Here is a 12,060-nt window from a genome sequence, read left to right as displayed (position 1 = left end):
GGGCAAGGTAGTGCCGCCCGGCTTGTTATATCAGGCCAGCGCTTTAGTGATCTTCTCGAACAGATCGCCGGAGAGATTTTCCAGCCCTTTCAGCTGTTCCAGCGCCGCACGCATCTTCTCCTGACGTTTTGCATCGTAACGTTTCAGGCGAATCAACGGCTCAATCAGGCGCGACGCCACCTGCGGGTTGCGGCTGTTGAGATCGGTCAGCATTTCCACGAGGAACTGATAGCCGCTGCCATCTTCCGCATGGAACGCCGCCGGGTTGCTGCCCGCAAAAGCGCCAATCAGCGAACGAATACGGTTCGGGTTGCTGAGGCTGAACGAACGGTGTTTCAGCAGGCTGCGCACAGTTTCCAGCACGTTGCTGGCCGGGCTGGTGGCCTGCAGAATGAACCATTTGTCCATCACCAGACCATCCTGATGCCACTTGTCGTCGTACTCCTGCATCAGCGCATCGCGGCACGGCAGTTGCGCGGCAACCGCTGACGCCAGCGCGGCCAGCGCATCGGTCATATTGTCGGCATGCTGATACTGTTCGCGCACCAGTCTGTCGGCCAGTTCCGTTTCGCCAAACGCCAGATAACGCAGGCAGGTATTGCGCAGTGAACGCTTGCCGATGTCGGCATGTTCCACACGATAGCCGTCGAGGGCGTTAGCGTTGTAAACCGCGAAGAATTCGTCAGCCAGTTCGTTAGCCAGCGTTCGCGTCAGCGCTTCGCGCACGGTGGCGATGGCAATCGGATCGATAATATCGAACAGTTCGGCGATTTCACTAACTGATGGCAGAGTGAGGATTTCCGCCGCCAGCGCGGGATCGATCTTCTCGTCAAGCAGAATGGCGCGGAAAGCGTCGGCGACATGCACCGGCAGCGACAGCGGCTGCCCCTGCTGGTGGCGGGCCACGTTCAGCCTGATGTAGGTCGCCAGCAGGCTTTGCGCCGCATCCCAGCGAGAGAAATCATTACGCGCGTGACGCATCAGGAACGTCAGTTGTTGATCGCTCCATTTATATTCCAGTTTCACCGGCGCGGAGAACTCGCGCAGCAGCGATGGCACCGGCTGGAAATAGACGTTATCAAACACAAAAGTCTGTTCCGCCTGGGTGACGTTCAGCACGTGATGCACCGGATGACCGCCCTTCTGCAGCGGGATCGCTTTACCTTCGTTATCATACAGTTCGATATCAAACGGAATATGCAGCGGCTGCTTTTCCGGTTGATCCGGCGTGGCGGGCGTACGCTGTTTGATGGTCAGCGTGTACTGCTCCGTTTCCGGGTTGTAGTCATCATGCACGGTCACCACCGGCGTACCGGACTGGCTGTACCAGCGACGGAAATGGGAGAGATCAACGTTTGATGCGTCTTCCATCGCCTGCACGAAATCATCACAGGTCGCGGCGCTGCCATCATGGCGCTCAAAATAGAGCTGCATGCCCTTCTGGAAATTCGTTTCGCCGAGCAGGGTATGCATCATGCGGATCACTTCTGCGCCCTTTTCGTACACCGTCAGGGTATAGAAGTTGTTCATCTCGATGACCATGTCCGGGCGAATCGGGTGCGCCATCGGGCTGGCGTCTTCGGCGAATTGCATCCCGCGCATGGTGCGCACGTTATTGATGCGATTGACCGCGCGGGAGCCGAGATCAGAGCTGAACTCCTGATCGCGGAACACAGTCAGGCCTTCTTTCAGGCTGAGCTGGAACCAGTCGCGGCAAGTGACGCGGTTACCGGTCCAGTTATGGAAATATTCGTGACCGATAACGCGTTCAATATCGAGATAATCTTTGTCAGTGGCGGTATCGGTGCGGGCCAGCACGTATTTGGAGTTAAAGATGTTCAGCCCTTTATTTTCCATCGCCCCCATATTGAAGAAATCGACGGCGACAATCATATAGATGTCGAGATCGTATTCAAGACCGAAACGCTCTTCGTCCCACTTCATGGAGTTTTGCAGGGAAGTCATCGCCCACGGCGCGCGATCGAGATTGCCGCGGTCAACATACAGTTCCAGCGCCACTTCACGCCCTGAACGGGTGGTGAAGGTGTCGCGCAGCACGTCGAAATCCCCGGCCACTAATGCAAACAGATAGCACGGTTTCGGGAACGGATCCTGCCATTGCACCCAGTGACGGCCGTTTTCCAGCTCGCCCTGCGCAATGCGGTTGCCGTTGGAGAGCAGGAACGGATATTTGTTTTTATCGGCGATAACTTTGGTCGTGAACCGCGCCAGCACATCAGGGCGGTCAAGATACCAGGTAATATGACGAAAACCTTCCGCTTCACACTGCGTGCAGAGCGCTTCGCCGGACTGATACAACCCTTCCAGCGCGGTATTGGCGGACGGACTGATTTCATTGACGATGCGCAGCGTAAAGCGCTCCGGCAAAGCGGAAATCACCAGTTGGTTATTCTCTTCTTTATAATCGGTCCACGGCTGGTCGTTCACATGAATGGACACCAGCGTTAAATCTTCGCCATCAAGACGCAGAGGCACATCAGAAGACGCAGCATGCCGGGATACCTGGCTTTCAGCCGTCACCACGGTTCTGGCGGCATCCAGGTCAAAGGTCAAGTCAATATCGCTAATCTGGTAATCCGGCGCACGGTAGTCGTGGCGGTATTTGGCTTGGGGCTGTTGTGTCATAAAAAACCTTTAGCATCTTTGTAAAGTATCGACTCCAGTCTATTCCTGTTGTGACAATCTCGCTACGCAGAATGTTCATCTTTTCAGGGCCAGACACGCGAATTGCTACATTCACATAACATTGAGGCACGAAATGCTCTCGACCAGAGCATCTCCTTGTGGTGTGATCCGTGTTCAATATATTAAACTATGTTCCCGACATGACCGCCGCAGACGATGCCGCGTTCATTGCAGGACATAGCCAGGTTAACAAGCTATACTCCTGCGTTTTTTATCTGTCTGATTTTGATGGAAACGCTCCCGTGAGAGGATGCTACTGCGCGCCATGACACAATTTGCTTCTCCTGTTTTGCACACGCTGCTTGATACAGATGCCTACAAACTGCACATGCAGCAGGCTGTTTTTCACCACTACTATGATGTGCATGTGGCGGCTGAATTCCGCTGCCGTGGTGACGACCTGCTGGGCATCTATGCCGATGCGATTCGTGAGCAGGTTGACGCAATGCGTACGCTTAAATTGCAGGATGACGAGTACCACTGGCTCTCTGGCCTGCCGTTCTTTAAACAGGATTATCTCGACTGGCTGCGCGATTTCCGCTATGACCCGCAGCAGGTGACCGTCAGCAACGACAACGGCAAGCTGAATATCCGTCTGTCCGGCCCATGGCGCGAAGTGATCATGTGGGAAGTGCCGCTGCTGGCGGTGATAAGCGAGCTGGTGCATCGCTACCGCTCTGCGGAAATGGGCGTCTCCCAGGCGCTGGAAACGCTTGAGCATAAACTTGTCGATTTTGCGCACATGACGGCGGATCTTGATATGTCCGCGTTTCGCCTGATGGATTTCGGCACTCGCCGCCGCTTCTCCCGCGACGTCCAGCAGGCTATCGTGCAGCGACTGCAACAGGAGCCGTGGTTTATCGGCACCAGCAACTACGACCTCGCCCGCCGCCTCTCCCTGACGCCAATGGGCACCCAGGCCCACGAATGGTTCCAGGCGCACCAGCAAATCAGCCCTGACCTGGCCACCAGCCAGCGGGCCGCGCTCGCGGCCTGGCTTGATGAATATCCGGATCAACTGGGGATCGCCCTCACCGACTGCATTACTATGGATGCCTTTCTGCGCGATTTCGGGCCGGAATTCGCCACTCGCTACCAGGGCCTGCGCCATGACTCCGGCGACCCGGTGGAATGGGGAGAAAAAGCCATCGCCCATTACCAGAAACTCGGTATCGACCCACTCAGCAAGGTGCTGGTTTTCTCCGACAATCTCGATTTAGCCAAAGCCGTCGATTTATACCGCCACTTCTCCTCGCGGGTGAATCTGAGCTTCGGTATCGGTACACGGTTAACCTGCGATATCCCCCAGGTGAAACCGCTGAATATCGTCATTAAGCTGGTGGAATGTAACGGCAAGCCGGTGGCGAAACTCTCCGACAGCCCGGGCAAAACCATTTGCCACGACAAGGCGTTTGTTCGCGCGCTGCGTGAAGCCTTCGACCTGCCACAGGTGAAGAAAGCCAGTTAAAGGTGAAACGGGAGCCCGCAGGCTCCCTTCTTCTTTATTTATTTATCATTTTCTCTCTGTTGAGCTGCGAAATCTGCTTGTCTGATGGCGGATGACAGGTAACATAGATAACTCCCTTTTGAGGGAGTTATGACTTTTTTATTGGACTACTACAGAGAGATTATTATGAGCGTTGTGCCTGTTGCCGACGTACTCCAGGGCCGCGTAGCCGTTGACAGCGAAGTCACCGTGCGCGGATGGGTGCGTACCCGCCGAGATTCAAAAGCTGGTTTCTCCTTCGTCGCCGTCTATGACGGTTCCTGCTTTGATCCTGTACAGGCCGTCGTCAATAATTCTCTGCCCAATTACAATCAGGAAGTGCTGCGTCTGACGACCGGTTGCTCGGTGATTGTTACCGGCAAGGTAGTGGCGTCTCAGGGCCAGGGCCAGAATTTCGAAATTCAGGCGAGCCAGATTGAGGTCACCGGCTGGGTGGACGAGCCGGATACTTACCCGATGGCGGCGAAACGCCACAGCATCGAGTACCTGCGTGAAGTCGCGCACCTGCGTCCGCGCACTAACCTGATTGGCGCGGTTGCGCGCGTACGCCATACGCTGGCGCAGGCGCTGCATCGCTTCTTTGATGAGCAGGGTTTCTTCTGGGTGTCTACGCCGCTTATCACCGCCTCTGATACCGAAGGCGCTGGCGAGATGTTCCGCGTTTCCACGCTGGATCTGGAAAACCTGCCGCGCAACGATCAGGGCAAAGTGGATTACGACAAAGACTTCTTTGGCAAAGAATCCTTCCTGACCGTTTCCGGCCAGTTGAACGGCGAAACCTATGCCTGCGCACTGTCGAAGGTGTACACCTTTGGCCCGACCTTCCGTGCGGAAAATTCCAACACCAGCCGCCACCTTGCCGAGTTCTGGATGCTGGAGCCGGAAGTGGCGTTTGCTGATCTGGAAGACAACGCCCGCCTGGCGGAAGCCATGCTGAAATATGTCTTCAAAGCGGTGCTGGAAGAGCGCATGGACGATATGCAGTTCTTCGCCGAGCGCGTTGATAAAGACGCCATCGCGCGTCTGGAGCGTTTTGTCTCTGCGGATTTTGCTCAGGTGGATTACACCGACGCGGTCACCATCCTGGAAAACTGCGGTCAGACATTCGAAAACCCGGTTTACTGGGGTGTGGACCTGTCGTCTGAGCATGAGCGCTATCTGGCTGAGCAGCACTTTAAAGCGCCGGTGGTGGTGAAAAACTACCCGAAAGAGATCAAAGCATTCTATATGCGCCTGAACGACGACAACAAAACGGTTGCCGCGATGGACGTGCTGGCGCCGGGCATCGGTGAAATCATCGGTGGTTCGCAGCGTGAAGAGCGTCTTGATGTGCTGGATGCGCGTATGGCCGAGATGGGCCTCAATAAAGAAGACTACTGGTGGTACCGCGATCTGCGCCGTTATGGCACGGTTCCGCATTCTGGTTTCGGCCTGGGCTTTGAGCGTCTCATTGCCTATGTAACCGGTGTGCAGAACGTCCGTGACGTTATCCCGTTCCCGCGTACGCCACGTAACGCGAACTTCTAAGTTCACAAAACTGAAAGCCAGCAGCAATGCTGGCTTTTTTATACCTCTGTTCCTACCGCTTTCCTGTCCTTAACCTCTCCTGCTCTGTCGCGTAACATTTGCGAACAAAAAATAACCATGTTCTTACTTGCCGATCAGACTATACGCATCCCTTAGCACAAATTTTAACCAAACCCAAAGCGGTATGGATGGCTGTTTGCAGAAAAAATAAAAATCAGGATTCGTATCTTTTTCGCACTATTAAAAGCGTTTTCTGATTTTAATATAAGTTTTTCAGATAGATAGATAAAGACCAGGAGAATTTTACAACACACTTCCAGGAACTTTGAGATGGTTCACAAAGTTCCCTGAATTACACAAATTCTTACACATTATTTCTTTTTGTAACTTATTTAGGAGATTTGTAGCACTTTCAGGCTAGCGAAACGTTGTCATGAATGGAAATATTCGTCCTAGATACACAAAGACACCAAACTCTCATCAATAGTTCCGTAAATTTTCATTGACGGAATTTATTGGCGGCAGTGGCGAGTGTTAATAAAAAAAACCTAATGAGGGTAATAAATAATGATGAAGCGCAATATCCTGGCAGTGGTTATCCCTGCCTTGTTAGTAGCTGGTGCGTCCAACGCAGCAGAAATCTATAACAAAAATGCCAACAAGCTGGATCTGTACGGCAAAGTAGTAGGTGAGCACGGCTTTGTTACCTCTGGTGACAACACCACTAACGGTGACCAGTCTTACGCTCAGATCGGTGTTAAAGGCGAAACCCAGATCAACGATCAACTGACCGGTTACGGCCAGTTCGAATATCGTATGCTGGCTAACGAAGCTGAAGGTTCCCAGGTTAACAAAACTCGTCTGGCTTTCGCTGGTCTGAAAATTGCTGACTTCGGTTCTATCGACTACGGTCGTAACTACGGCATCGTGTACGATGTAGAAGCGCTGACCGACGTGGCGCCGTCCTTCTCTGGCGAAACCTGGGCAGGCAACACTGACAACTACATGAACAACCGTTCTACTGGCCTGCTGACCTATCGTAACAGCGATTTCTTCGGTCTGGTTGATGGTCTGAACTTCGGTATTCAGTATCAGGGTAAAAATGAGCGTGATAGCCTGAAACAGTCAAACGGCGACGGTGTAGGCTACTCTCTGGGCTATGACTTCGGCGAAGGCTTTGGTGTGATTGCTGCGTACAGCAATGCTAACCGTACCGTTAATAGTGATCCGGCTAAGAGCCAGAAAGCTGACGGTCGTGGCGACAAAGCTGAAGCATGGGCATTCGGTACCAAATACGATGCGAACAACATCTACCTGGCAGCGATCTACTCTGAAACCCGTAACCAGACTGCGACTGGCGCAGACGCTTACGATATCGCTAACAAAACTCAGAACGTTGAAGTTGTAGCTCAGTACCAGTTCGACTTCGGTCTGCGTCCGTCCGTATCTTACGTACAGACTAAAGGTAAAGACCTGGTTGCTGCAGACGGTTCTTACTACGACCGCGACCTGGCTAAATACATCACCGTGGGTTCTTACTACTACTTCAACAAGAACTTCAACGTGTATGCTGACTACCGTATCAACCTGCTGGACAAAGAAGATGCTGACACCGCGCTGGTTGGTGTAGACGACCAGGTTGTCCTGGGTGTTGCATACCAGTTCTAATCAGTACGCCACTTTGTTATATGCTTAAAAAACAGGGCTTCGGCCCTGTTTTTTTGTGTCCGGCAGTAAAAAATGGCGAGTTTTGCGATGTCGCTCGCTTTTCGTCGCAAACGGTTGGCAATTTAGAAATCTCCCGTTAACCTGATATCGGAATTTCCTTCTGTAACCACAATGGAACCTCGTCATGTTTGAGAACATTACCGCTGCGCCTGCCGACCCTATTCTGGGGCTGGCCGATTTGTTTCGTGCCGATGACCGCCCAACTAAAATTAACCTTGGGATCGGTGTGTATAAAGATGAAACAGGAAAAACCCCGGTTCTTACCAGCGTAAAAAAAGCAGAACAGTACCTGCTGGAAAATGAAACCACCAAAAATTACCTCGGCATCGACGGTATTCCGGAATTCGGGCGCTGCACCCAGGAGTTGCTGTTCGGCAAAGGCAGTGCGCTGATTAACAACAAACGTGCGCGTACAGCACAGACGCCGGGCGGTACCGGTGCGCTGCGCATTGCTGCAGATTTCATTGCAAAAAACACCAGCGCCAGACGCGTGTGGGTGAGTAATCCGAGCTGGCCAAACCATAAAGGCGTGTTTAATGCCGCCGGTCTGGAAGTGCGTGAATACGCTTACTACGATGCGGCAAACCATGCGCTCGATTTCGACGGCCTGCTCTCCAGTCTGAGCGAAGCCCAGGCGGGCGACATTGTGCTGTTCCACGGCTGCTGCCATAACCCAACCGGTATCGATCCGACGCTGGAACAATGGCAACAGCTGGCAAACCTGTCCGTAGAAAAAGGCTGGCTGCCGCTGTTCGACTTCGCGTATCAGGGCTTTGCCCGTGGTCTGGAAGAGGACGCTGAAGGCCTGCGCGCGTTCGCTGCGCTGCATAAAGAGCTGATTGTTGCCAGTTCCTTCTCGAAAAACTTTGGCCTGTACAACGAGCGCGTTGGCGCCTGTACGATTGTCGCCGCCGACAGCGAAACCGCTGATCGCACCTTCAGCCAGATGAAATCAGTGATCCGTGCCAACTACTCCAACCCGCCGGCCCACGGCGCTTCCGTGGTGGCGACCATTCTCAGCAACGACGCCCTGCGCGCCATCTGGGAACAGGAACTGACGGATATGCGCCAGCGCATTCAGCGCATGCGCCTGCTGTTCGTGAATACGCTGCAGGAAAAAGGCGCTGATCGTGACTTCAGCTTTATCACTAAACAGAACGGCATGTTCTCTTTCAGCGGCCTGACCAAAGAGCAGGTGCTGCGTCTGCGTGAAGAGTTTGGGGTGTATGCGGTAGCGTCCGGGCGTGTTAACGTCGCCGGGATGACACCGGATAACATGGCACCACTGTGCGAAGCGATTGTCGCTGTGCTGTAAGCACACCAGCATGATGAAAAAGGCCGCTTTCGCGGCCTTTTTGTTTTTTACCAGACAGGCATTTCATCCTGCAGGAATGGGTTGTGCAGGCGTTCCTCACCGAGCGTCGACAGTGGGCCGTGCCCGGGAATAAACGTCACGTCATCGCCCAGCGGCAATAATTTGCGTTTAATCGCGTCGATGAGCTGGCTGTGATCGCCACGCGGGAAATCACTGCGGCCAACACCGCCTTTGAAAATCACATCGCCGGAAATTAGCAGGCGAGAGGCGTCATCAAAGAACACAACATGCCCCGGCGTATGACCCGGACAATGCAGCACCTGCAACGAGATATTGCCAACGCTGACCGTATCCCCTTCATTCAACCAGCGATCAGGGGTGAGCGCCGGGCAATCACCCAGCCCGAACATCTTGCTCTGAGCGGGTAAGCCCTGAAGCCAGAACTCATCTTCTTTTTCCGGGCCGATCACCGGGATGCCGTAATGCTGAGCCAGCTCTCCCGCGGCGCCAACGTGATCGAGATGCCCGTGCGTCAGCAGAATTTGCATCAGGTTCACCCCTGCCGCAGCCACTTCCTGTTTGATTCGTTCTGCATCGCCACCCGGATCGACCAGCGCCGCCAGTTTCGTTTGTTCACACCAGATCAATGAACAGTTCTGGGAGAACGCCGTAACCGGAATAATTCGATAGTTCATGATGCTCCTGCTTTATTACCAGTGCCGGACAGGCCCGGTATCAATATGCACAAAGTTGCTACGTGGGTAATATCCTACACCACCTGCGCGCAGAGATAACGCAGCTTTGCGAATATTGCTCAAAGAGGTGCCTTCGATATGGAAATCCATGGCCTGGCCTTTGGTGTGGTAGCTCTGTTTCGCTACACCCCGGCTGTGGGCACGCATTTCATTGTTTGTATCCAGTGAGCGGTAACCCGAAATCAACTGAACAGGTTTACGGGTGCCGAGCAGGCCCTGGAGGCGGTAGAGCTGATCAAAGAGAGAAGGATCAATGGATCTCATTTTGTTCGCGCGATAATCACGGAAAAAATGATTTAGCTTTGCTAATTCTTCCTGAATATAGCCTCTGCCATCGAAAAACTCCGCTTTGATAGACTCGCCGGTATTCAGGTTACTCAGCGTCAAAATTCGCGGTCTGGGTGTCGAGAGGGTGGCAAATGCTGGCGTAGGTAAGATGGCAGCCGCGCCTAAAGCAACGCCACCTAACGCCAGCAGTTTGCGGCGATTAGCGTCAAATTTGTCCATGATAATCAGGTCTACAAGTAAGTGGTCGTTATTTATGCACTTCTGGCGCACTCAGGGAACCTTACCGGGCAATACCACCGCCGTCAAGGCACCCTATCCCAGGAAAAGCGGCCCTTTTTGACTTTATGGGCCGCTTTCTCTGTTTCATACGACAACTAAATGGCCTGAATTGCTTCATTTACCTGATTAATTGTTCTGCTTTTGACAGAATTTGTGCGCCGGATCGCGCCGTGAGGTCATAATTGTAAATATCTGTACGATATTGCGTGCGCCCGTCGGTGCCGACAAAGGCGGTCAGGTAGTAGAGATTTACCGGGATATTCTCGCGAATATTAACGTAGCGCGTATCGCCCTGCTTCAGCGCATCTGAAATGCGCGTGTCGTTCCAGCCCGCATCCTGCAGCAGCATATTTGCCAGTTCAGAAGCTTTATTCACGCGTACACAGCCAGAGCTCAACGCACGCACGTCTTTCTGGAACAGGTTATGGTTAGGCGTGTCGTGAAGATAGATGGCGTCAGAGCTCGGCATATTGAATTTATAGCGCCCGAGCGAGTTGCTCGCACCTGGCGCCTGCTGGAAACGGAACGGCAGATTCGATGGTGTGATCGTCGACCAGTCCACCATCCACGGATCAATCGCCTCTTTGCTGTTCCAGCCGCGCAGCACGGTATAGTTGTGGCGCTCCAGATAACCCGGATCGTTCCACACCTTCGGCAGAATATCTTTGCGCGCCAGAGTCGGCGGCACGTTCCACGGCGGGTTCACCACTACGTTATTCAGCGCACTGCTCATCAGCGGCGTTTTGCGGTCCGGGCGACCGACGATAACGCGCGACGCCAGCACCTGATCGCCATTCTGGTAATACACCAGTGAGAACGCCGGAATGTTCACCATAATGCCCGTCGAAAGTTTGCCCGGCAGCAAGCGCAAACGCTGGATATTCAGCGCCAGCACCCCTGCCCGCTGCGCCGACGTGACGTTCAGCCAGCTACGCGTGCCCTGTCCAATGACGCCATCAGCACCCAGCCCCTGCCAGGTCTGAAAGCGCTTCACGGCATCGACCAGCGTCCGGTCATAGACCTGAGATTCGCTTTTGGCCTTGCTCTCCGACTGTGCTGACGGGCTTACCACGGGGTTATCGCCAGGCAACGCGATATCCGGCGTGGTTTCTAACATGCCGGTGCGGCGCAGAATTTCACGCAGCGCGGGAACATCTTTGCTCCGCTGGCCGGGGCTCAGTTTGGCGGTGGAAGTCAGTTCCGGCCACGGACGCGAGTCTGCCACCAGCGCCAGCAGGGCCTGATGCATTGCAGCATATTGCGGGTGTTGTGGGGCGAGTTCAGCCAGGAATTGCGGCAGCGCGCCGTTATCCAGCGCCACCTGCCATTGATTGATGACTGACAGCGGCGGTGTCGCCAGCGTGTATGGCTTCGCACTGTATAGCCAGCGATTACCCTGGAGAGGAATATTACTGATGAAGTGCAGGTAGCCCATCATCGCGTCTGACAGCACAATATCACGCGCGTCACCGCTGATTGCGGGATCGGTCAGCCATTCAACCCAGGTGGTAAATTGCGGTTGAAACCCGGCAATGGCGACTTCCGCGAGCTGTTGCTGGAAGGCCTGCACCGCCTCGCGATTTTCCCACATCGGTTTCATGTCGCGCGCGGCATACATCGCCGTCAACGCATTCATATAGACCGGTTTGTAGTCTGCGGGCAACAACGATGTGATCTGACTGCGCGCTTTTTCCGCCGCCCCTTCCGGTAGCGGTTTAAGCCCTGCCATCATCGCAACCGTGTCAGATTCCGTTGCCGGTTGCACCAGTGCCGTGGCGTTTTCGCCCATTGTGGCGGAGCTGTCCGTCGGCACCAGTTCAGGCTCATCAGCCTGTACGCTGAACAGTGGAGCAAATGCGAAAGCCAGACACACACTCAATGCTGACAATCGACGACATACGGCATTCTTTAGCAACATCCCTTGCCCCCTGTTGGCATTGCAGGCCTCTCAAACG

8 protein-coding genes are annotated in these 12,060 nt (G+C 54.0%); 4 read left to right on the top strand and 4 right to left on the bottom strand.

Annotation, left to right across the window (positions count from 1 at the left end; all coding sequences use genetic code 11):
- Positions 1 to 30 precede the first annotated feature (30 nt).
- Complete coding sequence (pepN, locus tag QMG90_RS08830) at positions 31 to 2,646, bottom strand: aminopeptidase N (protein ID WP_283283451.1); 2,616 nt, start codon at positions 2,644 to 2,646, stop codon at positions 31 to 33.
- Between the two features lie 325 nt (positions 2,647 to 2,971).
- Here pepN and pncB point away from each other — a divergent pair, with 325 nt between their 5' ends.
- The 4 genes from pncB (at position 2,972) to QMG90_RS08810 (ending at position 8,783) form a co-directional block, all read left to right on the top strand.
- Complete coding sequence (gene pncB / locus QMG90_RS08825) at positions 2,972 to 4,174, top strand: nicotinate phosphoribosyltransferase (RefSeq protein WP_283283450.1); 1,203 nt, start codon at positions 2,972 to 2,974, stop codon at positions 4,172 to 4,174.
- A gap of 165 nt (positions 4,175 to 4,339) precedes the next feature.
- Positions 4,340 to 5,740: an asparagine--tRNA ligase gene (gene asnS, locus QMG90_RS08820; protein WP_283283916.1), complete on the top strand. Its 1,401-nt coding sequence runs from the start codon at positions 4,340 to 4,342 to the stop codon at positions 5,738 to 5,740.
- 567 nt (positions 5,741 to 6,307) lie between these two features.
- Positions 6,308 to 7,408, top strand: coding sequence for a porin (locus QMG90_RS08815; RefSeq protein WP_283283449.1), 1,101 nt, complete (start codon positions 6,308 to 6,310; stop codon positions 7,406 to 7,408).
- Positions 7,409 to 7,592: 184 nt separating this feature from the next.
- Positions 7,593 to 8,783 carry an amino acid aminotransferase gene (locus QMG90_RS08810; RefSeq protein ID WP_283283448.1) on the top strand — a complete coding sequence of 397 codons (1,191 nt, stop codon included), beginning with the start codon at positions 7,593 to 7,595 and terminating at the stop codon, positions 8,781 to 8,783.
- Positions 8,784 to 8,830: 47 nt separating this feature from the next.
- On the opposite strand, the gene QMG90_RS08805 is transcribed toward QMG90_RS08810, so the two are convergent.
- The 3 genes from QMG90_RS08805 to ldtD all read right to left on the bottom strand — a co-directional run bounded on the left by QMG90_RS08805 (position 8,831) and on the right by ldtD (position 12,023).
- Entirely contained in the window at positions 8,831 to 9,478 is a 648-nt protein-coding gene (locus QMG90_RS08805; protein WP_283283447.1) for an MBL fold metallo-hydrolase, read from the bottom strand.
- 15 nt (positions 9,479 to 9,493) lie between these two features.
- A complete protein-coding gene (gene mepK, locus QMG90_RS08800) occupies positions 9,494 to 10,045 on the bottom strand; it encodes a peptidoglycan L,D-endopeptidase MepK (RefSeq protein ID WP_283283446.1) in 552 nt (183 codons plus the stop codon).
- 178 nt (positions 10,046 to 10,223) lie between these two features.
- Positions 10,224 to 12,023 (bottom strand): L,D-transpeptidase, encoded by a 1,800-nt coding sequence (ldtD, locus tag QMG90_RS08795; RefSeq protein ID WP_283283445.1) that lies wholly within the window; start codon positions 12,021 to 12,023, stop codon positions 10,224 to 10,226.
- Positions 12,024 to 12,060: the final 37 nt, after the last annotated feature.

It is taken from the genome of Trabulsiella odontotermitis (genome assembly GCF_030053895.1).
GTDB classification, from domain to species: domain Bacteria; phylum Pseudomonadota; class Gammaproteobacteria; order Enterobacterales; family Enterobacteriaceae; genus Trabulsiella; species Trabulsiella odontotermitis_C.
Note: the sequence above shows the minus strand (reverse complement) of the source record. Positions and strands in the feature narration are given on the sequence as shown.

What these genes read in the sequence shown, in the direction of transcription:
- asnS (WP_283283916.1), top strand. Translation starts at nt 4,340, where the DNA reads ATGAGCGTTGTGCCTGTTGCCGACGTACTCCAGGGCCGCGTAGCCGTT.
- pncB (WP_283283450.1), top strand. Translation starts at nt 2,972, where the DNA reads ATGACACAATTTGCTTCTCCTGTTTTGCACACGCTGCTTGATACAGAT.
- ldtD (WP_283283445.1), bottom strand. Translation starts at nt 12,023, where the DNA reads ATGTTGCTAAAGAATGCCGTATGTCGTCGATTGTCAGCATTGAGTGTG.
- QMG90_RS08815 (WP_283283449.1), top strand. Translation starts at nt 6,308, where the DNA reads ATGATGAAGCGCAATATCCTGGCAGTGGTTATCCCTGCCTTGTTAGTA.
- QMG90_RS08810 (WP_283283448.1), top strand. Translation starts at nt 7,593, where the DNA reads ATGTTTGAGAACATTACCGCTGCGCCTGCCGACCCTATTCTGGGGCTG.
- pepN (WP_283283451.1), bottom strand. Translation starts at nt 2,646, where the DNA reads ATGACACAACAGCCCCAAGCCAAATACCGCCACGACTACCGTGCGCCG.
- mepK (WP_283283446.1), bottom strand. Translation starts at nt 10,045, where the DNA reads ATGGACAAATTTGACGCTAATCGCCGCAAACTGCTGGCGTTAGGTGGC.
- QMG90_RS08805 (WP_283283447.1), bottom strand. Translation starts at nt 9,478, where the DNA reads ATGAACTATCGAATTATTCCGGTTACGGCGTTCTCCCAGAACTGTTCA.